General features: G+C 37.9%; 26 protein-coding genes, 16 tRNA genes, 2 rRNA genes and 2 pseudogenes. 39 read left to right on the top strand and 7 right to left on the bottom strand.

Annotation, left to right across the window (positions count from 1 at the left end; all coding sequences use genetic code 11):
- The 18 genes from F7888_RS13380 to F7888_RS13295 form a co-directional block, all read left to right on the top strand.
- Nucleotides 1–157 (top strand): 23S ribosomal RNA (locus F7888_RS13380); the annotation flags it as partial.
- A gap of 304 nt (nt 158–461) precedes the next feature.
- Nucleotides 462–577, top strand: a 5S ribosomal RNA gene (rrf, locus tag F7888_RS13375).
- Between the two features lie 9 nt (nt 578–586).
- Nucleotides 587–661: transfer RNA gene (locus tag F7888_RS13370), tRNA-Asn, on the top strand.
- A gap of 8 nt (nt 662–669) precedes the next feature.
- A tRNA-Ser gene (locus tag F7888_RS13365) sits at nt 670–759 on the top strand.
- A 38-nt stretch (nt 760–797) separates the two neighbouring features.
- Nucleotides 798–872: transfer RNA gene (locus tag F7888_RS13360), tRNA-Glu, on the top strand.
- A gap of 24 nt (nt 873–896) precedes the next feature.
- Nucleotides 897–972 (top strand) — tRNA-Val (locus tag F7888_RS13355).
- A 284-nt stretch (nt 973–1256) separates the two neighbouring features.
- A tRNA-Met gene (locus tag F7888_RS13350) sits at nt 1257–1333 on the top strand.
- A gap of 39 nt (nt 1334–1372) precedes the next feature.
- Nucleotides 1373–1448, top strand: a tRNA-Asp gene (locus tag F7888_RS13345).
- A 16-nt stretch (nt 1449–1464) separates the two neighbouring features.
- Nucleotides 1465–1540 (top strand) — tRNA-Phe (locus F7888_RS13340).
- 20 nt (nt 1541–1560) lie between these two features.
- A tRNA-Thr gene (locus F7888_RS13335) sits at nt 1561–1636 on the top strand.
- Nucleotides 1637–1645: 9 nt separating this feature from the next.
- Nucleotides 1646–1729 (top strand) — tRNA-Tyr (locus F7888_RS13330).
- Between the two features lie 27 nt (nt 1730–1756).
- A tRNA-Trp gene (locus F7888_RS13325) sits at nt 1757–1830 on the top strand.
- A 17-nt stretch (nt 1831–1847) separates the two neighbouring features.
- Nucleotides 1848–1923 (top strand) — tRNA-His (locus tag F7888_RS13320).
- A 151-nt stretch (nt 1924–2074) separates the two neighbouring features.
- A tRNA-Gln gene (locus F7888_RS13315) sits at nt 2075–2149 on the top strand.
- Between the two features lie 5 nt (nt 2150–2154).
- A tRNA-Gly gene (locus tag F7888_RS13310) sits at nt 2155–2229 on the top strand.
- A 2-nt stretch (nt 2230–2231) separates the two neighbouring features.
- Nucleotides 2232–2305, top strand: a tRNA-Cys gene (locus F7888_RS13305).
- 24 nt (nt 2306–2329) lie between these two features.
- Nucleotides 2330–2415: transfer RNA gene (locus F7888_RS13300), tRNA-Leu, on the top strand.
- A 43-nt stretch (nt 2416–2458) separates the two neighbouring features.
- Nucleotides 2459–2539: transfer RNA gene (locus F7888_RS13295), tRNA-Leu, on the top strand.
- Between the two features lie 161 nt (nt 2540–2700).
- Here F7888_RS13295 and F7888_RS13290 read toward each other — a convergent pair.
- From F7888_RS13290 to F7888_RS13280, 3 genes are all read right to left on the bottom strand, one after another.
- A complete protein-coding gene (locus tag F7888_RS13290) occupies nt 2701–3825 on the bottom strand; it encodes a tyrosine-type recombinase/integrase (RefSeq protein ID WP_191780231.1) in 1125 nt (374 codons plus the stop codon).
- A gap of 122 nt (nt 3826–3947) precedes the next feature.
- Nucleotides 3948–4304, bottom strand: a complete 357-nt coding sequence (locus tag F7888_RS13285) for a DUF771 domain-containing protein (protein WP_191780229.1) — start codon at nt 4302–4304, stop codon at nt 3948–3950.
- Entirely contained in the window at nt 4301–4438 is a 138-nt protein-coding gene (locus F7888_RS13280; RefSeq protein WP_191780227.1) for a hypothetical protein, read from the bottom strand. Before F7888_RS13280 ends, F7888_RS13285 begins: the two co-directional genes overlap by 4 nt.
- 432 nt (nt 4439–4870) lie before the next feature.
- Here F7888_RS13280 and F7888_RS13275 point away from each other — a divergent pair, with 432 nt between their 5' ends.
- The 7 genes and pseudogenes from F7888_RS13275 to F7888_RS13245 all read left to right on the top strand — a co-directional run bounded on the left by F7888_RS13275 (nt 4871) and on the right by F7888_RS13245 (nt 9007).
- A complete protein-coding gene (locus F7888_RS13275) occupies nt 4871–5098 on the top strand; it encodes a MerR family transcriptional regulator (protein ID WP_191780223.1) in 228 nt (75 codons plus the stop codon).
- A 53-nt stretch (nt 5099–5151) separates the two neighbouring features.
- The gene (locus F7888_RS13270) at nt 5152–5943 is read left to right on the top strand and encodes a DUF1385 domain-containing protein (protein WP_191780221.1); all 792 of its coding nucleotides are present in this window, start codon (nt 5152–5154) and stop codon (nt 5941–5943) included.
- 55 nt (nt 5944–5998) lie between these two features.
- On the top strand, nt 5999–6259 hold the full coding sequence (locus tag F7888_RS13265; RefSeq protein WP_191780219.1) for a DUF1040 family protein: 261 nt from the start codon (nt 5999–6001) through the stop codon (nt 6257–6259).
- Between the two features lie 20 nt (nt 6260–6279).
- A complete protein-coding gene (locus tag F7888_RS13260; RefSeq protein WP_191780217.1) occupies nt 6280–6717 on the top strand; it encodes a hypothetical protein in 438 nt (145 codons plus the stop codon).
- 373 nt (nt 6718–7090) lie between these two features.
- Nucleotides 7091–8092 (top strand): phage/plasmid replication domain-containing protein, encoded by a 1002-nt coding sequence (locus F7888_RS13255; protein WP_191780215.1) that lies wholly within the window; start codon nt 7091–7093, stop codon nt 8090–8092.
- A gap of 180 nt (nt 8093–8272) precedes the next feature.
- Nucleotides 8273–8512: pseudogene (locus F7888_RS13250) on the top strand (N-6 DNA methylase); the annotation flags it as partial.
- A 9-nt stretch (nt 8513–8521) separates the two neighbouring features.
- On the top strand, nt 8522–9007 hold the full coding sequence (locus tag F7888_RS13245; protein WP_191780213.1) for a hypothetical protein: 486 nt from the start codon (nt 8522–8524) through the stop codon (nt 9005–9007).
- Nucleotides 9008–9054: 47 nt separating this feature from the next.
- On the opposite strand, the pseudogene F7888_RS13240 reads toward F7888_RS13245, so the two are convergent.
- Nucleotides 9055–10394 (bottom strand): annotated as a pseudogene (locus F7888_RS13240) (ISLre2 family transposase).
- A 196-nt stretch (nt 10395–10590) separates the two neighbouring features.
- Between F7888_RS13240 and F7888_RS13235 the strand changes: the two are divergent.
- The 9 genes from F7888_RS13235 to F7888_RS22660 all read left to right on the top strand — a co-directional run bounded on the left by F7888_RS13235 (nt 10591) and on the right by F7888_RS22660 (nt 20273).
- Complete coding sequence (locus tag F7888_RS13235; protein WP_191780211.1) at nt 10591–11130, top strand: restriction endonuclease subunit S; 540 nt, start codon at nt 10591–10593, stop codon at nt 11128–11130.
- Nucleotides 11131–11255: 125 nt separating this feature from the next.
- Complete coding sequence (locus tag F7888_RS13230) at nt 11256–12299, top strand: IS4 family transposase (RefSeq protein ID WP_191780209.1); 1044 nt, start codon at nt 11256–11258, stop codon at nt 12297–12299.
- A gap of 238 nt (nt 12300–12537) precedes the next feature.
- Nucleotides 12538–14205 (top strand): glycoside hydrolase family 13 protein, encoded by a 1668-nt coding sequence (locus F7888_RS13225; protein ID WP_191780207.1) that lies wholly within the window; start codon nt 12538–12540, stop codon nt 14203–14205.
- A gap of 48 nt (nt 14206–14253) precedes the next feature.
- On the top strand, nt 14254–15912 hold the full coding sequence (locus F7888_RS13220; protein WP_412096003.1) for a PTS transporter subunit IIBC: 1659 nt from the start codon (nt 14254–14256) through the stop codon (nt 15910–15912).
- 3 nt (nt 15913–15915) lie between these two features.
- Nucleotides 15916–16704: an endonuclease/exonuclease/phosphatase family protein gene (locus F7888_RS13215; RefSeq protein WP_191780203.1), complete on the top strand. Its 789-nt coding sequence runs from the start codon at nt 15916–15918 to the stop codon at nt 16702–16704.
- An 18-nt stretch (nt 16705–16722) separates the two neighbouring features.
- Nucleotides 16723–17214, top strand: coding sequence for a PTS sugar transporter subunit IIA (locus F7888_RS13210; RefSeq protein WP_191780201.1), 492 nt, complete (start codon nt 16723–16725; stop codon nt 17212–17214).
- A 54-nt stretch (nt 17215–17268) separates the two neighbouring features.
- Complete coding sequence (locus F7888_RS13205; protein WP_191780199.1) at nt 17269–18294, top strand: LacI family DNA-binding transcriptional regulator; 1026 nt, start codon at nt 17269–17271, stop codon at nt 18292–18294.
- A gap of 121 nt (nt 18295–18415) precedes the next feature.
- A complete protein-coding gene (locus F7888_RS13200; RefSeq protein ID WP_191780197.1) occupies nt 18416–19372 on the top strand; it encodes an ROK family glucokinase in 957 nt (318 codons plus the stop codon).
- 574 nt (nt 19373–19946) lie between these two features.
- Nucleotides 19947–20273, top strand: a complete 327-nt coding sequence (locus tag F7888_RS22660; protein ID WP_225228784.1) for a glycosyl-4,4'-diaponeurosporenoate acyltransferase CrtO family protein — start codon at nt 19947–19949, stop codon at nt 20271–20273.
- A gap of 865 nt (nt 20274–21138) precedes the next feature.
- On the opposite strand, the gene F7888_RS13190 is transcribed toward F7888_RS22660, so the two are convergent.
- Nucleotides 21139–22329: a hypothetical protein gene (locus F7888_RS13190; protein ID WP_191780193.1), complete on the bottom strand. Its 1191-nt coding sequence runs from the start codon at nt 22327–22329 to the stop codon at nt 21139–21141.
- A 316-nt stretch (nt 22330–22645) separates the two neighbouring features.
- Between F7888_RS13190 and F7888_RS13185 the strand changes: the two genes are divergently transcribed.
- The 5 genes from F7888_RS13185 to F7888_RS13165 all read left to right on the top strand — a co-directional run bounded on the left by F7888_RS13185 (nt 22646) and on the right by F7888_RS13165 (nt 25035).
- A complete protein-coding gene (locus tag F7888_RS13185) occupies nt 22646–22948 on the top strand; it encodes a hypothetical protein (RefSeq protein WP_191780191.1) in 303 nt (100 codons plus the stop codon).
- Between the two features lie 81 nt (nt 22949–23029).
- A complete protein-coding gene (locus tag F7888_RS13180) occupies nt 23030–23350 on the top strand; it encodes a hypothetical protein (RefSeq protein WP_191780189.1) in 321 nt (106 codons plus the stop codon).
- 183 nt (nt 23351–23533) lie between these two features.
- Nucleotides 23534–23785: a hypothetical protein gene (locus F7888_RS13175; protein ID WP_191780187.1), complete on the top strand. Its 252-nt coding sequence runs from the start codon at nt 23534–23536 to the stop codon at nt 23783–23785.
- Nucleotides 23786–24252: 467 nt separating this feature from the next.
- Nucleotides 24253–24525 (top strand): hypothetical protein, encoded by a 273-nt coding sequence (locus tag F7888_RS13170; RefSeq protein WP_191780185.1) that lies wholly within the window; start codon nt 24253–24255, stop codon nt 24523–24525.
- 18 nt (nt 24526–24543) lie between these two features.
- Nucleotides 24544–25035 (top strand): serine/threonine protein kinase, encoded by a 492-nt coding sequence (locus F7888_RS13165; protein WP_191780183.1) that lies wholly within the window; start codon nt 24544–24546, stop codon nt 25033–25035.
- A 76-nt stretch (nt 25036–25111) separates the two neighbouring features.
- Here F7888_RS13165 and F7888_RS13160 read toward each other — a convergent pair whose 3' ends face one another.
- Together F7888_RS13160 and F7888_RS13155 are read right to left on the bottom strand one after the other, a co-directional pair.
- Nucleotides 25112–25252: a hypothetical protein gene (locus tag F7888_RS13160; protein WP_191780181.1), complete on the bottom strand. Its 141-nt coding sequence runs from the start codon at nt 25250–25252 to the stop codon at nt 25112–25114.
- A gap of 176 nt (nt 25253–25428) precedes the next feature.
- Entirely contained in the window at nt 25429–25863 is a 435-nt protein-coding gene (locus tag F7888_RS13155) for an Rrf2 family transcriptional regulator (RefSeq protein WP_191780179.1), read from the bottom strand.
- Nucleotides 25864–25876: the final 13 nt, after the last annotated feature.

Below are 25876 nucleotides of genomic sequence, written 5' to 3'. Positions count from 1 at the left end.
TGCTGAAAGCATCTAAGCATGAAGCCCCCCTCAAGATGAGATTTCCCATAGCGCAAGCTAGTAAGATCCCTCGAAGATGACGAGGTTGATAGGTCAGAGGTGGAAGCGCGGTGACGTGTGGAGCTGACTGATACTAATAGATCGAGGACTTAACCAAAACGAAATGCGAAAGCGTCTCGTTCAGAAATGAGTGAGCTGGAGGCTCCGACAAAGAAGCGCTTTTTGCTTCTGTAGGAGGAGGTGAAGCACACGAATTTCTAGACGCTGTAGCTGGACATAAAAAGCGGAAGAAGTCCGTTTACATCTGTAGGATGTGGCTTCTGGAGCTAGATTCAAAAAAATGAATGTAAATTGTTCTCTGTTATCTAGTTTTGAAGGTGCGAACAAATACTGCTAAATTTTAATTTTCTACTTGAAAAATTAAGAATAGATAGTATAATAAAGTTTGTCCTTAAAAAATGTCTAGTGATTTTGGCGAAGAGGTCACACCCGTTCCCATACCGAACACGGAAGTTAAGCTCTTCAGCGCCGATGGTAGTTGGGGGACTCCCCCTGTGAGAGTAGGACGTTGCTAGGCTTTTATTGTTCCACAGTAGCTCAGTGGTAGAGCTATCGGCTGTTAACCGATCGGTCGTAGGTTCGAGTCCTACCTGTGGAGCCATTCCATTTGGAGAGCTGTCCGAGTGGTCGAAGGAGCACGATTGGAAATCGTGTAGGCGGTAACCCGTCTCAAGGGTTCGAATCCCTTGCTCTCCGCCACTACGTTTACTATATATAAATAAGCTTTTGCTTGTTTTGGCCCGTTGGTCAAGCGGTTAAGACACCGCCCTTTCACGGCGGTAACACGGGTTCGAATCCCGTACGGGTCACCAATTTCTTTATAACATACATAATATGGAGGATTAGCTCAGCTGGGAGAGCACCTGCCTTACAAGCAGGGGGTCGGCGGTTCGATCCCGTCATCCTCCACCATTTTTATTATCGCGGGGTGGAGCAACGAGCGTTACTTCATGAATGAACTGCGAGTTGTACCAATCGAGCTGCTTCTTGAATTAGCTTTCTGAGATTGGGACAGTCCTTAACTAAGGTGAAGGAATAAAAATAAATATTTTCTATTATCGCGGGGTGGAGCAACGAGCGTTACTTCATGAATGAACTGCGAGTTGTACCAATCGAGCTGCTTCTTGAATTAGCTTTCTGAGATTGGGACAGTCCTTAACTAAGGTGAAGGAATAAAAATAAATATTTTCTATTATCGCGGGGTGGAGCAGTTCGGTAGCTCGTCGGGCTCATAACCCGAAGGTCGCAGGTTCAAATCCTGTCCCCGCAACCAAATAATAATTGTTATTTTAAAGTGAAGTTGAAAAACTTTGGTCCCGTGGTGTAGCGGTTAACATGCCTGCCTGTCACGCAGGAGATCGCCGGTTCGATCCCGGTCGGGACCGCCATTTTAATTTTAATTAAGGCTCGGTAGCTCAGTCGGTAGAGCAATGGACTGAAAATCCATGTGTCGGCGGTTCGATTCCGTCCCGAGCCACCATTTTTTATGTCGTTTTATTTGCCGGTGTAGCTCAGTTGGTAGAGCAACTGACTTGTAATCAGTAGGTCGTGGGTTCGACTCCTATCGCCGGCACCAGTAGTATATGGAGGGGTAGCGAAGTGGCTAAACGCGGCGGACTGTAAATCCGCTCCTTCGGGTTCGGCAGTTCGAATCTGCCCCCCTCCACCATTTTATTTTTATCACATATAACTATATAGGGGCATAGTTTAACGGTAGAACAGAGGTCTCCAAAACCTCCAGTGTGGGTTCGATTCCTACTGCCCCTGCCAACTTTTTTATTTCTATGGCGGTTGTGGCGAAGTGGTTAACGCATCGGATTGTGGTTCCGACATTCGTGGGTTCGATTCCCATCAGTCGCCCCATAAAATCTTAAAAAGATATATATAGTCTTCATTATATTTAGTAATGTCGACGATATTTCGTGATATTTCCTTCTGAAATATCCCAAAATATCCTCTTGCGATGCTGATTCATGTAGCAGACTCGAGGAAGGGATACAAGATGCTAACTCAATGGGCTATAGCCAAGCGGTAAGGCAACGGACTTTGACTCCGTCATGCGTTGGTTCGAATCCAGCTAGCCCAGCCATTTTCGCGGAAGTAGTTCAGTGGTAGAACACCACCTTGCCAAGGTGGGGGTCGCGGGTTCGAATCCCGTCTTCCGCTCCAGCGGCGGCATAGCCAAGTGGTAAGGCAGAGGTCTGCAAAACCTTCACCACCGGTTCAAATCCGGTTGCCGCCTCCAAAAAAGTCCACCATTATTTCATATGCCGGGGTGGCGGAACTGGCAGACGCACAGGACTTAAAATCCTGCGGTAGGTGACTACCGTACCGGTTCGATTCCGGTCCTCGGCATCCTTACATTTTTTAAAAACTAATCTTTATATATTAATTCCATGCCGGTGTGGCGGAATTGGCAGACGCGCACGACTCAAAATCGTGTTCCTCTGGAGTGCCGGTTCGACCCCGGCCACCGGTATCTTTAGATTAATATTAGTTACGATTGATAGTAATTGATAAGCTCGTAAACCTTGATATAATTGGGTTTATGAGCTTTTTTCTTTTGTTCTAGTATTCGATTGAAAACGATATGTTTTTAAATCATTTTACTCATTTTTTACGCATATTTTTACACACATTTTACACAGCCATACTCTCAAATATTTGGACTGTATCTTGCTCTTCTTGCAGACGTAATTCTGTGATTACATGAGTGTACTCTTTTAAGGTTGTTTCAATGTCGCTATGACCCAATCTTTCGGAGACATAATGAATAGATAGTTTTTTATAGAGAAGTACACTTGCATGTGTGTGTCTTAATCCATGAACAGTTATTGGTTCAATGTTTAGTTCCAATAGCAGTTTCTTTAGCAAATTATTGGCATTGGTGTTGCTAATGACTTTGTATTTCGATTCAGGACTGTAGAACACTAATTCATGAATGTTTGTTGGTGTGGTGTTAAACAATTCTTTAAAATGATTCATCGTGATCTTGTCCAACCTGATGGTGCGATTCGACTGTTCATTTTTTGTTAGTCCAAAACCTGGGAGTGAATTTTTCTTATAGCCCCAGGTTTTATTTATTTTGATTGTGTTCTCGGTGAAGTCGAAGTCTTTCCTTGTTAATCCAACTGCCTTACCAAAACGTAGTCCAGATGTGAGAATTAGAAGCAGTAATGAATACCCTAATCCTTCATCAACTTTACTCCAAATGGTCTGTAAAAGTTGTTCGCTATCTCCATAATTCAAATGCTTTTCTATTGATTTCTTTGCTTGTACAGTCCAATGTGGTTTTGCTTTTCGTGTAAAATCAATTTGGATGAGCTGGTCTTCTATAGCATCCTTCACACATGATTTTATATGTCCATGTACTTTTGCGACTGTTTCTTTTGCTTTATTTGAACCGAACCAATTCAAAAATTTTTGATATTCTTGTCCATTGATATTCTGAATAGGAGTCCCTGAAAAATACTCTCTTACTGCATTTAAAGAGTATTCGTAGTGTTTCAGTGTAGTTGTACTGACTTTATCTTTTTTGTACAGCCCAATCCATTCATCAAAATATTCAACGAATGAAATCTTTTTTGTAACAGGATTCAAGCCTTTTGCTAATTGTGCTTCCAGTTCAGCCGCTGCAGCCTTTGCCTCAGATTTTGTACGAAATCCACCTTTTTTTATAGGTTTTGATTCGCCATTAACCGTATGGCTAACTGTAAATTCATAACTTGTTCTTTTTATTCCAACACGTTTTCTTATAGATGCCATAATTGCTGTCTCCTTATCTAGTTGTAATTGTAATTAGATAAGGGTAGCCTGGTGGTCATCATGGCGTACCCTTATCATAAATCCAGTTTTGATTTTTGTATAGGCCTAATGATTAGGTTGTTCTATCTTTTTTGTGAGAAGATTTGTTGGAAGTTCTTGTCCAAAAACTCTGCCATTTTTAAGGCATGGAATGACCAAGTTTGTCCTTTTGATTGTGGGTAAAATACGAAACCGCCTTGTTCAACATCGAGGATATTTTTGAATTTTGGGGGATAGAGGATATTGTCTTTAATCCATTCATGTTTACGATTAATTCGCACTTCCAAGTCTTTCATTGTCCAATAAACGCCTTTTAACTGTTGTTGTTTTAGTTCCTGCAATTCTACTTTGGAAATGATTACTGAGTCGGAAGGGATAGGGATTGTGAGGTTAATGGAGAGTTGTTGTTGTAATTCTGTATCTTGGAGCAATGTTGTCATGCTACTTCATCTCCCTTCTCAATAGAAGAGCTGAAAGGAGCATCTGCTACCTCAATTCTGTCATGCAAAGTGAATTGTAATTTGGAAATGGGGGTAATTGTAGATTGAATGTTGAAGATTCTTTCGATTGTCATTATGTTTCCTCCTGTTGTATTTTGAAAGAATGATAGGGGTACATCTGAGGTTAAAAGTGCGTGGGTGTATTTTCGAGTTTTGTATTGTATTACTTTGATTTCACTTCCTTACAATGAAATATAAGATTATATATCTATCATAATTAGTATGATTTCATAAATCAAAATTCTTAGGTTCGAGGGTTTAAAAACTATTGGTGTCGAAGTCTTGTTGATTACAGACTGGTGTTAAGATATACTTTTTATAAGATTACTATCAACCTTAATCAAGGAAGATTGAATGATATGAAGAAACTATATGAATTTTCACTAACGAATGATAAACCTATATTGCAATTAAAACTCGTACTCTAACAAGGGGGACGAGTTTTTTTATGCTCCCATTGATTATAGGAAATGGTAATAACAATAGGATTAGAGAGGAATGTTGTTATGAAGTTATATACCGTTAAGGAAGTAGCTTTAAAGTTAGGATTGAGCATGAAACAAATTACGAACATGTGTGAGAAAGGACGCTTTAAAGGTGACTATCAATCTGATAACGCTGAGTGGTTGATACCTGACGATAATTTTATTACTACTAAAGAACAGTATGAGAGGGCGAATGAGATATTGCAGCATATAGATAGAAAAAATCAAAAAGTTGATAAGAGCGAATAAATCTATTAGAGAATTATTGGAAAATGATTTTACTGATTGGGATGTAGAGATTGATGATTAAAGAAAAGAATAACTATCTAAGGGGTGAGGAATTGAAGGGAAAAAGAAAAGTGGAGATTTACGGAGGAAGAGCTGGTTATAATTCTGTGGCATTTACTGGAGAGAGATACCAATCAATGTCCCGATTCCAAAATAGAAAGATAACGACAGCGGTGAGGCTGAAAAGGGAGAACAAGAAAATAACTATTATTCTTTCAAAGATACCCTTTGTTCGCTCTTTTTCAATGGTAATTGATCTAATAGCTGAATACTGGAGGCGGTTTTTAGTTGTGGTAATCGTCTCGTTATTGATGGAGTTTTTTTTCATCGAAAGATCAAATTCCCTTTTTTTATATACCATACCCCTTAACGGCTTAGAGATGTTACTGGGTCTATTAGTTATTGCTGGTCTTATCATAAAAATTAGCCCAATTGGGGCGTATCATGCGGCGGAACATAAGGCATTTTCGGCTTATGAGAAAAATCTAAATTTAACGTTAGAAAACGTAAGACATCAACCAAGGACTCATTCATCTTGTGGAACCAATCTGGTTATATCCTATCTCATCTGCTTCTCTATATTATTTATGCTATTTAATGAAACGATTTGGATATATCTAGTTGGGTGGGCGATTGGATTCGAACTATGGAAGAAAGAACCAAAAGTAATTTGGGACTTAATAGTAGTAATTGGAAAAGTTACACAATACATTTTTTTTACTTCAAAGCCTCAGAACAAACATTTATTGGTGGCAATAGAGGCACTTACGGAATTGGAAAAGGAAGAACTAGCAAATGAAGATTGAAATCCTAAACATAGTAAATATATAGAGTTCTAGACTAAGAGGGGGAATTGCCGTAATGAATGGTAAGAAAAGAGATTCAGAGAGAATAAAAAGGGTTATGGATTTGCTTCAAGAAGTATGGGAATCAAATCCTGATATGCGGTTCTTTCAATTAATAGACTCAATACAACATGAATATTCATCCAGAAATAACGAATTCGGAAAGCGGGTAGGGTTTGAACGAGATTCTAAGAATTATGAGGAACCCATCTCTTATATAGATCTGTTTTACCTCGAAGGTACTAATTTTGAAGAGTTTAATATATTAATGAATTAGAAAATAGGAAGTGATACGGGATGGACAAAGTAAATGACCAAACGATTCCTTTATTACATATTTACCCGCAAAGACATCCACACGATGACGTTCTGATTGTATCGAGTAGAACAGCTTTATTACGGCTAAAGCAAAGCATTGAGGATGCTCTTGAAAAGGGACAAGGGGACTGTGTATCAACCACTTCTGATTTTGAGTCATTTAAAATAAAAATAATTTTAAATGATGAGGGTAGGAAATCAGATTTCTGGCGGAGGCTACAGCTACCATTATTCGAAGTCGATGAAAGTGAAGAGGGACAAGTTTTGTCAGTTGAAGACATTCTCGGTTTTGATTTGAAAACCTCTGAGGATATAAGAAAAGCCCGACCGATAATGGAGCAATATCGTCAACATAGTCAACAAATGATTGAAAAGATGAAGGAAATTGCAAAAAAGAATAAGCAAAGGGACGAATAGAGTAAAAGATTGTAATAAACAACCAAATGATAATTGCAGGCAAATAGATACCAATAAACGAAACCGTAAGAATATAGCTCTTACGGTTTTTTCTTGTAATCATATAATTGTGAGTTATTGGAACAACGTAGAACTACTGAACCGTTACTTTTATGTACCTCCTGTAATGTTGTTGAACGATTTTATGAGAACATTGATGAATAATTATTTTACAACTACAGTAGTATGCTTTACTTCTTGATCACATTGGTTTTAAGCAATGTGTTTGGAAGTCATATAAATTAGTTAGGGACGGGAAAAACAATGGTAAGAGAACCCTTGATAATAAAGGGTTTATTTACTCCCAAGACCTAGAAAAAAGGAGATGGTTTAATTGATTCACACATTTGAAATGATGATGCTTGTAGCCTATTATGATATTCAACATCTCTTTTCCATGTACGGTATTAACCTCAACAAGTACGAACACTTTGGAGCTGCTGTTAAACAGCTTAACAAAGAAATAAAAAAGAATTTCGATGCCTATGCAGTTACATGGATTAGTTGTCAAGCAAGTGGAGAATGGAATCTACATGTGAAAATAGATATTGTTAAAATGTTGGACAAAGGAGAGATTTTAGAGGAAGATTACGATTTGGTAGAATCCGATATTCGTAAATTCCTAATACACCACTTTGGGCATTCCTTGTATTTTGACTCTCATACACTCAAGAGAATCGACTACAAACTGGACTTTTATGTACCGAATTCAAAAGACAGAGAGCTGCTATTTTTTCTATTGGAAAAATACACAGCTAAGTACGGATACAAAGAAAAAATCAAATGGGGCAAGGATGAAAATGATAATCCTTTCAAATATGAAACATCACAATATCACAAATCGAAGAGTGTGGAGTTGGTGATCTATGATAAAGAGGAAGAAAGGATTGCAAAAGGAGAAGAAATCCAACCGTATGATAAGGGGCGGGTCAGATACGAACTAAGATTGAAAAATAGCCACCTCAATAGCATGAAAAGAAAAGATAAAGGAAAAGGTAGACCAAAGGAATTAAGGAGCTACTTTTTGTATCATTTATGGAAAGAGTACATGGAAAAGCATGTTCTACCAATAGTTCACCAAGGTGATTATTATAAGATCACTGAGGCGGAAAAAATCATTGAAAATAGTCATTTCTCAAAAAAGAAAAAGAATGATCTTCGTGCATTCCTCGTTCAAATCTCCAAAGGAAGTATAGATACTCCGAAGAAACATATGTCTCCACCTACCTATCGAAAATACCTTCAGGATCTTGCTAGTATCGGAGTAAGCCCTATCCTCATTCCCAAAAACCGCACTGATTTCCCCAATTGTTTGAAAAATCCATTCAAAATCTAAAAATAAGTGAAAATAACATGAAGGTGTCTAAAATGTGTTGTACCTAACACTATAGACACTTTTTCAATATAATTTAATAAAAAAAGACGAGTGCATTTTACTGCTCCCGTCCGTTTTCTGGTTTGTACTTATTCATTGCATCAATCAAGGCTTGAGCAATTACATCTTGTGTTTTTAGGTGAAAAAATTATCGAAACGTATGATAAGCCTGAAACGATTGATAAATACTCCTATGTTGCAACGCTTGATGAGATAAAAGAGAACGACTATAACTTGAATATCCCTCGCTACGTTGATACGTTTGAAGAAGAAAAATTGGTTGAGATGGATGTTGTCAAGGAAGAAATTTCAAATATTAAGCAAGAGCTTCAAGAAGTGGAAGCACTGATGGAAAAATATTTGAAAGAGTTAGGATTGTAGGTGATATAGGTGATACAACAAGAGTCTGTCGAGATTATTAAATCAGAAGTACCTGTCGGTTATAAGAAAACTAAGTATGGTATATTTCCTGAAGATTGGGAAGTTAGTAAGATAAAGGATATTTTAACAAGAGTTAGAAAACCAGTTGATGTTCAACCTAACGAAGAATACAAACAAATCGGGATACGATCTCATGGAAAAGGGATATTTTATAAAGAATCTGTTAGTGGAGAAGAGTTAGGGAATAAAGCTGTATTTTGGCTTGAACCAGATTGTTTTATAGTTAATATTGTCTTTGCATGGGAGATGGCTGTCGCAAAGACTACAAAGAGTGAGTTAGGGTTTATTGCATCACACAGATTTCCAATGTATAGACCAAAGAAAAATATTTTGGATTTGGATTATATCACATATTTATTTAAGTCTCCTAGAGGAAAATACTTATTGATTGTGTCAACCTTTTGTGGGAGGAATATTCCATCCTCATATGTGTAAGCGAATTCAGGATTTTAGGGTTCTCCTCGTTGTGAATCTTACTGTTTTTAAAAACCTTTCAAGTCTTTCAGTGCTCGATACACTGGAATATTCGCTCTTTGTTTGAGATACATGACGTTGTTACGTGTCGCTTCGCCAATTGTACTTTCTACCTTCTCCACAAAATACTTTGGAGGACGTTCTTCTTTTGGTTCTGTCCATTTTTCAACGCGACCAATCAGTGTTTTGAGCGGAATTTTATCCATCAACGCAACCATCGCTGTCATCATGGCACTAGCACCTTTTTCAACCCAACTTCGTCCATTTTTTAGACGCTTCGCAAAGACACTCATCGTTCCCTCGGCACTTCCCATTGGACGGAACCCTGTCGGATCAATTCCTTGATCTTTCAGCCATTCTCTATAATCTCCCAATGCTTCAGGGTATTGCTCAAGCTGATGAATCAGCGCCTCTAAACGCTCTTCTTTCGCTTCTGTCTCAAGGTTCCCACTGCACTGTTTAGCTCTATCATGAGGGTTTCTCCATCGTACTTTGCGAAGGCTTTCTGCATAGCCCGATAACGCCGATGACCTTTGAACAATCTTCTAATATCACGTGCTACATGGAAACGATCAATCGTAAAGAAGGCTCGCCCTTGAAAATAATCTCGACAACTGGTAATCCAGGTGGCTCCATCCCCATTAATGACCAGTCGATGCACCGCAGGGTCGTAGTCAAACGTCTCCATGAGAAAAGTCTCAAGCCCCTCCCAAAACGGTTCTTTCCCTCGATGAACATAATGTCGCTTTTCTTTTAAACTCACCCTTTTTCCGTTAATCTCCCAGCCTTGATGAACCGCTGCGATCTTCTCTTCCTTCCCTTTGATTCGTTTCTCTTGTCGCTTTAGGTAGAGTCCATCCACTTCGATAAACAATACGGGTAATGTCAACGGTTGACGCTCTTTCTGCATGGCTTCTACCTCTAGCAGATGTTGGCGAATCGCTTCGTGACTGATAACGCGATAACCAAGAAGGGTCTCAAGCGTGTTCGATGCCTTTCGGTAGGAAGGACTTGTCACAGCGAGCTCAATCGCCGCTTCTTCTACAAGTGGGCTAAACCCTTTGATCCCCTCGAATTGTAGGTATTGGTCAAGGAGATAGACATATTTGCCTGTTTCACGATCGCGATAGTAGGAGCGCTTCAACTCAATCTCACCAAATAAACTGTCTATTTTTAGAGGCCGCTTATCTTTATAATGAAAGCGTTGCTTATCACGTTGTTTCACAATTTCTTCGTCATATGCCTCTAACATGGAGGTCATCACACTTGAGAAGGTTTCCTGTAACTTCCTCCAGACTAGCTGTTCAAGTTCTTTTAAAGTTGGATATTCTGTGTTATTCTTTTGCATAGGGTTTCTCCTTTGAATCGGGTTTTCGTCGACTATGATTCTACCAAGGAGAGACCCTTTTTTCATGTATTTTGCTTAAACCCTACCGCGCTTTCGCTTGGTGGCCTCCTCATCCAAGTAACGGAAATTTCCATTACTTGGATGAGGAGGTTTTTTCTTCTCCCACAAACATTTTACTCATACATACTTATTAAATTTGGCATCCCCCGGTGGAGCAGGACGAAATAAAACGTTAGGGCAAAAAGAATTTGGTGAACTAGAAATTGTTATACCTCAAAATGTTAAAGAACAGAAAAAAATTTCAGAAATCCTTTTAACATGGGACAAGGCGATAGAACTAAAAGAAAAGCTAATAGAACGCAAAAAAGAGCAAAAAAAAGGATTAATGCAAATGTTGTTAACAGGCGAGTATAGATTAAAGGGATTTGAAGAGAAATGGAAAGAATTTCAGCTAGGAAATATAACTGAAATTACTACAGGTAATAAAGATACCAAGGATAAGATTGAAAATGGTAAATACCCTTTCTTTGTTAGATCTGAGACTGTTGAAAAAATAAATAGTTATTCATTTGACGGTGAAGCAATATTAATTCCTGGTGATGGGAATATTGGTCAAATTTATCACTACATTAACGGCAAATTTGACTTCCACCAAAGGGTATACAAAATTAGTAATTTTGATAAAGGCTGTAGTGGAAAATTTGTTTATTATTATTTACCACTAGTGTTGCATTAATTAAATTTCAATATTAAAAAGACTCATAATCTTCACTAATTTTATTTTAGGAAAAGAAAAAGTCCTTTATAATGGAAATAGTTAGGTGGTAACCCGTCCAAATCCACTAATAAAGGACAAAACTCATGGACAAGATTACACGAAAAACTTCATTTGGACAATGGTTTTCACCAATAAATCTTCAATTGTTTGAAGAAAATGTGAAAACAATGAAATTAGATTTCTATACGAAAAAGTTAACGACAGAGTCATTTCTTAAACTATTACTTTTTGCACAACTTGAGGAAGTTGAAAGTCTTCATGCGTTGGGCGATTATCTATTCGATGATCAACTTCAAAAGGCAGTAAACCTTGATTCTATTAGTATTTCTCAGCTATCACGGCGATTAAATGGCCTGAATCCAGATCTATTTCAAATGCTTTTCCTTGATTTAGTTGGACAAATACACGCTAAAACAGACTGTACAAAACTAGTCATGCCGTTAAAAATCATTGATTCAAGCACATTGCCACTTAATTTAACCAACCATAGGTGGGCAAAGTTCCGTAAAACAAAGGCGGGTGTGAAGTTGCATTTACGTCCAGTATTTATGGAAAAAGGTGTCTCCTATCCCGAAAAAGCTGTCATAACAACGGCAAACGAACATGATCGTGCTCAACTTGAAATCATGTTTGATGACAAGGAATGCATGTATGTGTTTGATCGTGGCTATCTAGACTATGAACGCTTTGATCGCATGACAGACGATGGTTACTTTTTTCTTTCAAGGCTACGAAAAAATGCAGTGGTACGGGAGGTTTATGATTTTAAACTACCCGAGAATTCATCCGTTTTATCGGATCAAATGGTCTTGATTGGTACAACTCAAAACCGGGCTGAAAATTACTTTCGCCTTCTAAAAGTAATGGATTCAAAAGGAAATGTACTCCATTTAATCACGAATCGTTTTGATTTGAGTGCCGAAGAAATTTCAGAGATGTATAAATCACGCTGGGCCATTCAAAATCAAGTATTTATCGCACTGATTGTTTATTGCCTGCATGTTCTTGCACAAATTGAAACAAAAAGTAAGCGAAAAACGTTACAAATTAGCCGTTATTTAAGGGCTGCATTGTGGAAACCAGCGTATATCTGGGTACGTAAGATTGAAGGAAGGGCCATTCCTTAATAATCAAAATGTCGTCGTCGCACAAGTCTAATTGTAAATATTTTCCAATTGGATGGAGCCACCTTTGATTGGGTATTTTCTTTTTTGGCTCTAAATTGGAAAAGTAACTAAACTGAAAATTATGACTACATTAATGCAACACTAGTGAAGCTTTAAAAGAAAAAAATTTAATGCAAACGGTTGCGCAAATAAAAGCGTTATGATATAGTAGTCTCATAGTTAAGAGGAGGACGACATCATGAAGAAGAAATGGTGGAAAGAAGCGGTTGCTTATCAAATATATCCACGAAGCTTTATGGATTCAAATGGTGACGGAATCGGCGATATTCAAGGGATTATTTCTAAGCTGGATTATTTACAGAACTTAGGAATTGATGTGATTTGGATTTGTCCGATTTATTCTTCGCCAAATGATGATAACGGTTACGATATTAGTGATTATAAAGGAATTATGGAAGACTTCGGTACAATGGCCGATTTTGACCAGCTTTTAGCAGAGGTACATCGCCGCGGCATGAAGCTCATTATGGATTTAGTGATTAACCACACCTCTGATGAACATGCTTGGTTTATTGAATCTCGTTCTTCAAAGGAAAACCCGTATAGGGACTATTATATTTGGCACCCGGGCCATAACGGGAAAGAACCAAATAACTGGGAATCCATCTTTGGCGGCTCGGTTTGGGAATATGACCCGAAGACAAAAGAATACTACATGCATGTATTTTCCCGCAAGCAGCCGGACTTAAATTGGGAAAATCCAAAGGTGCGAAAAGATTTATATGAAATGGTCAACTGGTGGATTGATAAGGGAATTGACGGTTTCCGTGTTGATGCGATTTCTCATATTAAAAAAATCCCTGGTTTCCCGGATTTATCGAATCCTAAAAACCTCAAGTATGTGTCGTCATTTGAAGGCCATATGAATCGTGAGGGAATCGAGGTTTTTCTTCAGGAGCTAAAACGTGAAACGTTTGCGAAATACGACATCATGACAGTCGGTGAAGCCAATGGTGTCAAAGCCGATCAGGCAGAAGCGTGGGTTGGCGAGGACAACGGCGTCTTTAATATGATTTTTCAATTCGAACATTTAGACCTGTGGGGAAAAGGTGTCACAGGTGGCATTGATCTTCCCGCTTTAAAAGAAACCTTCCATAACTGGCAGACAGAACTTGATGGAAAAGGTTGGAATGCCTTATTCCTGGAGAACCATGATCAGCCTCGCTCGGTTTCAACCTGGGGTGACACAGAAAACTTCTGGGATGCATCTGCGAAATGTCTGGCAACCATGTACTTTCTCATGCAGGGAACACCATTCATTTATCAGGGGCAGGAAATCGGCATGACCAATGTGAAGTTTCCATCCATTGATGATTATAATGATGTGGCGATTAAAAATCTGTACCATAACGGCATCAACGAAGGCCAGACACATGAGGAATTGATGAAGATTATTTGGAAAAATGGCCGTGATAATTCGAGAACGCCGATGCAATGGACAGACGGTGAGAATGCAGGCTTTACAACAGGCAAGCCATGGTTAAAGGTAAATCCAAATTTCACAGACATTAATGTTGAAAAAGCGCTAAACGAGCAGGAGTCGATTTATCATTACTATCGGAAGCTGATTCAACTACGAAAAGACCACCTGACTTTCGTATATGGACGATTTGAGCTTGTATTAGCTGAGCATGATCAGGTTTTTGCCTACAAAAGAACATTAGACAATGAAACCTATCTAGTTATCACGAACCTTTTTGCAAAAGAAGCAGACTATCAGCTTCCGCCTGAATGGAAAAGCAAACATGCGGAAGTGCTAATCGGCAATTATCCTATAGATTCAAAAGTAAACTTTCATCACGACCGCTTACAGCCTTTTGAAGCACGAGTGTATCGCTTACAGTAATTTTTTTTAACAGTTAGTGCAAACGATTGCACTAACTGCAATCTCATTATGAAGGGACTGGAGAAAATGAAACTGAAATCCTTTGATTTTTGGCAAAAGTTTGGAAAGGCTTTACTCGTTGTCGTGGCAGTAATGCCGGCAGCAGGCATCATGATTTCGCTCGGGAAATTAGTAGCAATGTTAGGTGTAGATATCGCATTAGTGAAAACAATCGCCTTAGTGATGGAAGAAATTGGCTGGGGCATCATCGGGAATCTTCATGTTCTGTTCGCTGTTGCGATCGGCGGATCATGGGCAAAAGAGCGTGCCGGCGGGGCCTTTGCTGCTCTAATCGCTTTTATCTTAATTAACCGAATCACCGGCGCCATTTTCGGTGTCAACGGCGCGATGTTAGGAGACCCTGAAGCCACAGTATTTTCTTTATTCGGCAGTGAATTAATTGTTAGCGATTACTTTGTCTCCATCCTTGGTGCACCCGCTTTAAATATGGGTGTGTTTGTCGGAATCATTTCCGGGTTTTTAGGAGCCAATCTATTTAATAAGTATTATAATTTTGATAAACTTCCGCAATCCCTTGCCTTTTTTAACGGAAAAAGATTTGTCCCGTTTGTCGTGATTGCAGGATCTGTTGTTACTGCCCTTATTCTTTCATTAATCTGGCCGTTTATTCAAGGGTTGTTAAATGATTTTGGCCGCTGGATTGCTTCATCACGTGACACAGCTCCGGTTGTTGCACCGTTTATTTTCGGGGCATTGGAGCGCTTATTGCTTCCGTTTGGTTTACATCATATGCTGACAGTGCCGATGAATTATACAGAGCTAGGCGGTACGTATACGATTTTAACTGGTTCAAGTGCCGGAACAACCGTTGCCGGACAAGATCCGCTATGGCTTGCCTGGATTGCTGACTTAAATAACTTACTGGCAGCAGGCGACACAGCAGGATATAACGCATTATTACAGGATGTGACGCCTGCACGCTTCAAAGTCGGACAAATGATTCTGTCTTGTGCAGCCTTAATCGGGATTGCCTTTGCAATGTACCGCAACGTTGATAAAGATAAACGCACGAAGTACAAATCCATGTTCTTCTCTGCTGGATTAGCGGTCTTTTTAACAGGTGTAACAGAGCCAATTGAATTCATGTTTATGTTTGTCGCACCGGTTCTGTATGTTGTTTATGCCATCATGACAGGACTTGCCTTTGCGGTTGTCGATCTTGTTCATATCCGAATTCATTCCTTTGGTTTTATCGAGCTTTTAACAAGAACGCCGATGATTGTAAAAGCAGGCTTATGGCTGGATTTAGTATACTTAGTTGTCGCTTGCCTTGTATTCTTCGCTCTGAACTTTACAGTTGCTAATTTTATCATTAAAAAATTAAAATATGCGACTCCAGGCCGATTAGGAAACTATATTGAAGAAGAGGCTGGCCAAAAGGGTCACGCTGATTCGAAGGGAGAAGATGATTCCCTTGCTGCGGCCATTATCGGCTTATTAGGAGGAAAAGAAAATATTGAGGACGTGGATGCGTGTATGACCCGTCTTCGTGTCACAATCAAAGATGCTAGTCTGGTTGCTTCTGAGCAGGAGTGGAAGCTGTATGGCGCATTAGGCTTGATTATTAAAGGAAAAGGTGTCCAAGCCATCTATGGTCCAAAAGCGGACGTGCTGAAGTCGGATATTCAAGACTGCATAGGGGGGTAAGATATGAAGCTATTAACGTTAAATTGTCACTCCTGGATCGAAGAAAATCAGTTGGGAAAAATAAAGATTTTGGCCGAAGAAATTAAGGCGAAATCCTATGACGTGATTACCTTGCAGGAGGTGAATCAGTCCATCGATGCCGAAAGTGTCGATGGATTGATTAAAAAGGATAACTTCGCTTTGGTCCTCTTGGAGGAATTACAGAAGCTTGGGGTCACGGATTATCAAATGACATGGGATTATTCCCATATTGGATATGATGTATATGAAGAAGGGGTTGCCCTTTTAACGAAGCATCCGATTGAAGAAAAGCACTCTTTCTTTGTCTCCCATTCCGAGGATACAGAGAACTACAAGACGAGAAAAATCTCCGGCATCACCATTCGCTTTCAACATGAGCTTCTAACCTTTTATTCCTGCCATACAGGCTGGTGGGAAGATGAAGAGGAGCCGTTCAAAGAACAATTCGACAGGCTCTATCAAGTGGCAGCCAAGGACGGAACGTTCTTCCTCATGGGAGACTTTAATAATGCCGCCCATATTAGGGGTGAAGGTTATGATTATGTACTGAGCAAAGGTCTTTATGATACGTACCACCTGGCGAAGAAAACGGATGATGGTACAACGGTGGCAGGAAAGATTGCCGGCTGGGACAAGAATAAACAGGGTTTACGAATCGATTATATTTTCTCCAGTATTCCGGTAGAAGTGAAAGAATCCTGTGTTATTTTTAACGGAAAAAATAAGCCGGTGATTTCCGACCATTTTGGTGTAGAAGTGACATTAGGATAAGAAAAGGAGTCATGCGTTATGTTTAAATCATTGTTTAAGAAAAAAATGGAACCGGAGCAGGTTCAGGCTCCATTATCAGGGAAAATGGTTCCGTTAGAAGAAGTCCCGGATCCTGTTTTTTCGCAAAAAATGATGGGGGACGGAATTGCGATCATTCCTTCCGACAAACAGGTATTTTCACCAATTGACGGTGAGGTTGTCAATGTATTTCCAACTAAGCACGCCATCAGCCTTCGCTCCAAATCAGGGGTTGAGCTTCTCATTCATATGGGGTTAGAAACAGTTGAATTAAAGGGTGAAGGGTTTCAAATTTTGGTTCAGAATGGTGCAAAGGTATCAAAGGGCGAGCCTATTGCCGAATTTGACTATGAGAAGGTTTCAAGTCTTGGGAAAGAAGTGATTACTCCTGTTATTCTTTTAAACGGAGATCAATTTAAGATTGAAAATAGACAAATCCATCAGTCCACGACGGGCGGTAAAGATATTATAATGGAAATATCGAAAGTTTAATGGGACAGGGGGACAATGGGACAGGCACCTTGTCCCAAAAAGGGGGTGCAAAGGGTGGCAATTACGATTAAGGATGTGGCAAAGGCAGCTAACGTTACACCATCAACCGTCTCAAGAGTGATTGCAGACAATCCAAGAATTAGTAATAAAACGAAAAAAAAGGTCCGTCAGGTGATGGAGGAGCTTGGCTATCAGCCTAATTATAAGGCACGTAATTTGGCAAGCCGTACGACACAAACGATTGGGCTGGTGATGCCGAACTCTACGGATAAGGTGTTTCAAAATCCATTTTTTCCTGAAGTCATTCGCGGGATTAGCAAAATGGCTCATATGAAGGAATATGCAATCCAATTTTCAACGGGCGAAATGGAAGATGAGATTTATGACGGCGTTGTCCGAATCGTTCAAAGCGGGCGAGTGGATGGTGTGATTCTGCTATACTCCCGTATGAATGACAGGGTGATGGCCTTTTTAGAGGAAAAAGGCTTTCCTTATACCATCATCGGAAAACCCTCCTATGATGTAGAGAAAATTTCTCATGTGGATAATGATAATTTTACTGCAGCCAAGGAAGTAACCGATTATCTGCTGCAGCTCGGTCATCAAAAAATCGGCTTTGTCAGCGGAAATCTTTCCTTAATGGTGACACTGGATCGGCAGCGGGGCTATGAAACAGCCTTAAAGGAGGCTGGCATTGCAATCTGCGAGGATTTTCTTGTCCACGAGGATTTTTTAATGGAAGGCGGAAAACAGGCGATTTCAGAATTATTGTCATTAAAGGAAACGCCGACGGCTCTCGTAGTGGCCGACGATTTAATGGCCTTCGGAATCATTAATACATTAAAGGAAATGGGGCTTCGTGTACCAGACGATATTTCGATTGTCAGCTTTAACAATCTTTTATTATCGGAAATTTCACAGCCGCCATTAACGACGGTCGATATTAATATTTTTGATTTGGGCTTTCATGCCGCGAAAAGCTTAATCGAAATGATTAATAACCCGGATGAACCTGCCAAACGAATTATTGTGCCTTATCGCATGACGGAGCGCGATTCTTGTAAGAAAATAAACAAATAAAGAAGGCCGCCTTATTCCAAAATGGCGGTTTTCTTTTTGGACGGTCCACGGGGACAGGTCCCTTTTCCAAATGAAAAGGAAAGCAAGCAAATAGAATACATATGAAAAAGAGGGAGAAATAATGGAAAAGAAATGGTTAGTTGGTGTTGATTTAGGCGGGACAACGATTAAAATGGCTTTCATTAGCCAGGATGGCGAGATCCTGCACAGCTGGGAAATTCCCACGAACAAAAGCGAAAAAGGCATCCATATTCCCGCATCCATCGCAAAATCCATTGATGAAAAGCTGACTGAGGTAAAACAGGCCAAAGACCGGTTAATTGGGATTGGCATTGGCGCTCCGGGTCCAGTCAATAAGGAGGACGGATCCCTTGAGGTAGCGGTTAATTTAGGTTGGGAGAACTTCCCGTTACAGAAGATCCTCGAGCGTGAAACCTCCTTGCCTGTGACTGTAGAAAATGACGCGAACGTCGCTGCTCTCGGTGAAATGTGGAAAGGGGCCGGTAACGGAGCGAAAAACCTGCTTTGTGTTACATTAGGAACAGGTGTCGGCGGCGGCATTATCGTGAACGGCGAGATTGTCCATGGTGCCAATGGAGCCGGCGGTGAAATTGGTCATATTACATCCGTTCCGGTTGGCGGTGCACCTTGTAATTGCGGTAAAAAGGGCTGCTTAGAAACAGTAGCGTCTGCAACCGGCATTGTCCGACTGGCCCTAGAGGAGTTTTCTTCAAGCGTAGAGAACAGCAGATTAAGGGAGGTTGAAGAAATCACCGCTAAACTCGTGTTTGATGCAGCCAAGGCAGGCGATCCTTTGGCCCAACGAGTCCTAGAACAGGTAATCTTTCACTTAGGCTTAGCTCTTGCCAATTTAGCAAACGGATTAAACCCCGAAAAAATTGTTATCGGCGGCGGTGTATCAAAGGCAGGCGACGCTTTGTTACAGTCGTTAAAATCAGCTTTTATCCCATTTGCCTTTCCACGAGTGGCTCAAGGAGTTGAAATCGCCCTTGCCACTCTCGGCAACCAAGCAGGAGTCATTGGGGCTGCATGGCTCGCAAAACAAAAACTGCTATAAAGCAGGCATGGGAGCGTTTCTTGTGCTTTCTTTTGATCCAAAGCTGATGCCTTATGAGGAATGTTAAACCCACATCAAAAAGAGTGTTCAGAATAACTGAACACTCCAAAACACAACTGTCACGCCGCCTTATACGTTACGCCAACTATGTTTTTGCAAGGTTAAAAGTAAATGTTTTGCATTTATAGCTATATCATAATATATGAAACGCATTTCATAGCAAGAAAAAGTATAAGTTGAATATTAGAAATTTAACAAACTGCATAGGTTATGGCGTTCCGCTTCATGGAAGCTTTTTTCTAACATGAGCCGACAGCGGGAGTCATAAGTATTCGTATAGTAAAGAAGGGGAAACGGGGAGATTTATAGAAATACAGAGGTACTTAAAGGTTTTGGGTCAGGGGGAATAGAATGCCGTGGTTTTCGCTATGGATGATTGTGAGTAATACAACCTTTTGGCTAGTCTGCTGCTTTGGCACTGCTTGGGTCGTCCACAGATTGCTGCCGAGTTCGATATATGAAAAGATGAACTGTTTTTTTTAAGGAGCGTTCGTTTGAAAAACGCTTCTATCACATGATTTCTCTGAACAAATGGAAGGATAAGCTCCCGGAATGGGGCAAGGTATGGAATTTTGAAAAAAAACATTTGAAACAGGAGCACAGTTTAGAGTATGTTAATCGGTTTATCCTTGAGACCTACCGAGCGGAAATAGGTCATATTGGAATGGGGGTTTTCGGGTTTGCTTGTATCCTGGTTAATCCGCGTGATTATGCGCAAATGGCTCTGATATGTTCGCTTGTGAATGTGGTTGTCCAAATCCCGTTTTGTTTAATCCAAAGGTTCAATAGACCGCGGCTCATTCGGTTAAAAGAGAGATTAGAGAAGAGGCATAGTCAATAAAATCGTTCTTCGGATTTCAATTAAACAATTAAACACTGAAAAACCCCTGTTCTTTTAATCAGACGTTTGTTTAAGAGGACAGGGGTTTTTCAGTGAAAATAGATTTTAAATTAAAAAAGAAGCAAGGGTAGCAGCCTGTGTATTCGGTGAATAGTTTGGTAAAGTGGCGGGTGCTGTAGTAGCCTACTTGGTTGGCGACCTGCTGTAGCTTAATGATAAGGGTCAATAGTTTTGAATTAAGGAAAGAACATGAAGGTTGTAAGATACTATTAAGGATGGCAACTTCTCCAGTAAATGATTCAATCATTTTAAATCACAGAATTTCTACAATCAAAAAGATAACTACAGAAAATGTAGTTGTTAAAATGGAATGCAATAATGTATCTGCTATTATAAAGGAAAGAGATATTGAATGTCTGCTTATTGAATTAAATACGGTAAGGACTAGGTAGCATAACTTTGGTGCCAAAAGTAACAACCGTTGGATATAACGCAACCCAATGCTTGTTTGTTCTTCTTTTTTATTAATTAGAATATCTATATTACCCCAACATAAATAAAATTCACTATCTTCTAATGCTACTTTGAATTGCTACACGAACAAAAGAGATGGGTGCGACACATACTTACATAAACAGTTTTAACATTTATTCACTATTTTTTGTTTTTGCAGGATACTCTTTAGATGTTAATTTTCTTCCTATTATCATAAACGTAAGTAATTGCTTTTCTATATATATATGTGGCTGTACGCATTGTTGATGGGAATAATCTAATTATCGTAATCTCAAAACTGCCTTACGCTAGTGCAAAGGACAGTTTTGAGATTAGTTTTGGAATAGCAAGGTAATATAAAAAGGTCTCCTTAGAAAGGTAAATCATTACTGCGCAATTTCCACTGAACATAATTTGAAATAAAATCAACTAGATCTTTATATTCACTGGTATCATTCGAGTCCTTAAAGATTTGATACGCAAATTTTTCAATTTTGGTATAGTAATTATTTTTAATTTCTTTGTCTATAGCATCTGGAATAACCGATAAAATATATGCAATTAAGGATTTAGGGTTGTCGAAATATTTACAATCATCATTTAATGAATTGACTTTGAAGCATCTTTCTGAATGATTCCATTCTATGGAATATTCTTTGTCTAGAATAATTTTAGAACCATTTGTATATGTACATTTTTCTTTTCTTATTTCAAATGGTTCTAAAGGATTATTCTCTATATGGATTAGTGTAAGTTCTGCAAGGGCTTCAAGATCTTTATTCTCATATCCATAAATACGTTCGTGCCAAAAAAATATATCTTGCGTATTAATATATTTTTTTACATCTACATTTTTGGGAATAGGAATATCTAACGAATATCGGTTAATAAAATCTGATATTTTTGAATATGTTCCATGACTTTCCCAAGGATACCTATTTTGTAATATGATTTCCTTTGTAGGTCTAATAGAAGAAAAATTAGTTTCATTTACTAAGGTAAAATAATAATCTTCAAATTTCTTTATCTCCTTCCAAAATTTCGGGAAATAAAAATCAAAAGGTAATTCTATTTTTGATAAGTCCAAGAAATAATTTATCAACTGTCTAATATCTTCGAAATAGCCAATTATTTTGTTGCCAATTTTAATTAACAAATTACTATTAGAACTCTTCCATTTTATAATGCATTTAAATTCATAGTTCAAATAGTTAAATACAAAATTGTAGGAGTGGAATAGGTCATTTCTTAACGCATTACTCTTTAATGGAAGTTTTTTATCAAATAAAGAGTGTTTTAAACCGAAAATTAAATCGCAAATATTAAAAAGCAAATCGTCAATATCATTTTGAGTAACAAAGTGAAGATTATTCTTTATAAGTATAAACAATGGATCACCTTTGACATTTTTTTCTTCTTTATCCCAAGTTCCGTCTTCACAAAATCTAATTTCTTCAATAGTTTTTGATAGTAAGGCATTTTTTAGTTCTTCTACCTGCTTCAGTGTACAGATCCAATCATTACTGTACCTTTCTTTAAAACTTCTCTTTTCATTTTTCATATGAATCAACCTCCTTAATGTATGTGGTAGGCTGATTATAAATTGTATTATGATTGATTGTTATAACTGTTATGTTGTTGTCCTACTATTTATTTATAAAACAAGTAAAATAATGAATCAAATCTATAGAGCACTTTTTTTAACTTTTATCTATTAATTTGGAGTCTCTTAGCTTAACTATATATTTCTATATACTACTTCTTAACATTGATTTAAAGGGCAATTTGACCGTAATTATTAGGGGATTTTACAGGTATCTTCGTTTCCGTATGGAATAATCATCATGAATAAATTTCTTACGAAAGAAGGCTAGTAAATGGACAAAAGAAAAGAAACTACAATTGTGCATGCCGATAAAAATATGGTTATGGCTACAAGTGGAGGATATTACGTATCAGTAGTAAAGGTGAATAATTCCTTAACTGTAGGTAACTATGTAGTAATTGTTAATGAAGAAGACCTACAAGGGGAACAAAGAGATATTTTGCAAAGAAAATTTAGTAATATCAGCCATCTAGTTAAGTTTTTATTTTCTGTCATCCCAGAATACTTTATTGAAAAGAAAATTATTAAAGAAACTTACCAAGCAATACAGGAGTTAATTACTGATAAAGATTGAAATGTTTAGAAAAACAAGGGATTCAAGTCAGTAAATATAAGTTAACAGTGTAGACATTACACTCTAGAAAGGGAGATCTAAATGGAAAAGTACAAGGACCGAGTATTACAAGAAGACAATTTGGTTTACTCATTCTTCGGAGATTACAACATTGTAATCTCTAAGGAAACAGGTTATGAATGGATGGGGAAAAGTTCAACTGACCTGTTCTATGTAATGTTAGAAAAGGATAGGGGCGAAGAACAAGAACAATTATTGCATTTAAGGGTTTTTACAACTATAGGTTTAACCATAAAATACCTCTATGCTGTTTTGCCTGAGTATGTCTTTGATGAAATGCTGATAAAAAGTATAGTAAATGCATCAAATAGTCTAGCACTTCAAAAAGTAAGCAAGGGATAGTTCCTTGCTTACTTTTTCTTGCTATGAATATAGTAAAGCTAAAGAAAATAAGGTCAGAACTTACTTTCTATATAAGCAGGTAAGTAAAATAAAAACCAAGTAGATATTTCATAATAGTTTTGATATCTGAAAAGGAAAAGGGTATTAAATGGTTAATTGTTCATTTAGAAAGGGGGAATCTAGATGAATAATGACTTTATATGGCAGGATGATGTTAATTTTTGCGGTATCGTTGTACGATTGGCAGTTGTAAAACTTGATGATAGTAATTTATATGGTGCATGTATTGCTCAAATGTTTGAGGATGAATTTGTTATGGTTGAAGCAGAAGTTTTTAACAGTTTTAATGCTGCAAAGAACTTTCTTTTTGAAAATGTTATAGGGGTTAACTTGTTTAAATTAAAAAGCATGAGAGATAATTTAGGGAGTCTCTAGTGAAAAATGGGGGGATATAGTGGTTAAAGTAACAATGAAGCTGTCTAGGTACTTATTACTCAGACAGCGTTTCTATATGCGAATTATTGTCTTGTTGCAGAGACAATTAAATTATATATGGCATTTAATCTATGTGTTTTTATGCAGCATTTTTATTATAAGCCAGTATGACTCAAGCTATTGGATGCATGTAATGTAAATTTTATTCACATTGTATTATTCTGTTATTGGAACATAGTGTAGAATTCTAATAATGAGTAGTAGACTCATACTGTGCAGTAAACAAATCCAATATCTCCTCGAAAATATCCAATATTTAAAGGTGTTATTCCTTATTTAACGAAATAAAGAACTTATTAAATTAATGATAAAACTTGATAGGGAAAATGTGTATGCGAAAGGTGATTGGGGATAAGTTATGATAACTAAAAACATCAATGGGCTATCATTTGAACTGAAGCAAGATTTTGATTTCAGTTTTTATATCTGAGTACGGAAATGTTTTTTCGGTATTTGACAAGCAAGATTCTGGTTATTTATGCTTTGGTGTACAAAATAATAACAAAAAACTTTTTATAAAAATGGCAGGAGCAGAAACGATACGAAGTAATGTGGGTACTGATGTGGCAATCACTAGACTTAAATCAACAGTATTAATTTATGAAGACCTTCGCCATCCCATTCTCATTGAGATGATTGACCATAAGGAAATCGAAAAGGGTTTATCTTACCTTTTTTAGTGGTTTGAAGGAGAGTGTATGGGTAAGCAGTATAATTCATTTGATGAATTTTTAACTCTACCATTAGATAAGAAATTAAGTATCTATCAAGATATACTATTGTTCCATTTACATGTAAACAAGTGTGGATATATTGCTCTTGATTATTATGATGGCAGTATCATGTATGATTTTATTACTGAGCAGACGAGAATTTGTGATGTGGAATTTTACAGTAAAAAACCAGTAATAAATACTATAGGTCGAATGTGTGGGTCAAGTCGTTACATGGCTCCAGAGGAATTTAAACTAGATGCGAAGATTGATGAAAGGTCAAATGTCTTTTTAATGGGGGCATCTGCTTTTCAGTTATTTGTTAATGGCATTGAACGTAATATAGATAAGTGGCAAGGTAATGAAAAAATGTATTCGGTGGCATTAAAAGCTGTAAATATAGAAAAGGAAGACCGCTATCAAACAATCAATGAATACATAGAATCTTGGAACAATGCTACGGGCAGTTTTTCTTAAATTAATAAAATTTAGCTTAGCAAGAGCTTGCAATAAAAATAAAAAGGCGATAAAATCATCGCCCAATTTAAGCTTCTTAATTTGAACGTTCCTTATGATAAATATAATCAACCCGTTCTTTAGTTTTCATAAGTAGAGAAGCTAAAATTGCAGTGTAAATAGACGTTAAAAGAAGCGCAATCAATCCTACACCAAACAAATTATTATTACCATACATTATGATCACCCCTATTTTCTTTTGATGTTGCAATAATATTTTGCTCTTGGAACTTATATTTATTCAAAAGAATCAAGGAATTGTATCGCAGTTCAACAAATTATGTAGTGAATACGCCTTTCATTGTTGTAGGTACATTTATAACAAAGAAAAGACATTCCTTTGAAATGCCTTTTTTAACAAGTATTTTCTTTTGTAGCAATATCCTTTACAACATCTTCTAAAGTAACACTCCGTAAAACCTTCTCCATTGCCAATTGGGCAGATGTGAAAAATATTTCAATTGTATCTTGGATGTTTCTACCTACGGGGCATTCAGGATTTGGATTTTCATGAATACTAAACAATTCTTTCTCTTGTACAATATTTACTGCCTTATATACGTCGTACAATGTAATATCAGACAATCCCTTTGCAAGTTTAGCACCTGCAATTCCTGGATGTACCTCTATCAAACCAGCTTTTTTTAGCATTCCCATAAGTTTTCTTATCACGGCTGGGTTCGTGTTAACACTTGTAGCTAAGAATTCAGAAGATGTTACCCCTTCCTTATTCAATTCAATTAGAGTCAATATATGAATTCCGACAGCAAATCGGCTGCTGATGGACATGATCAGTCACCAC

The sequence above is a fragment of the Litchfieldia stipae genome (assembly GCF_014837155.1).
Taxonomy (GTDB): Bacteria; Bacillota; Bacilli; order Bacillales; family Bacillaceae_L; genus Litchfieldia.
This window is presented reverse-complemented; position numbering and strand designations above follow the sequence as displayed.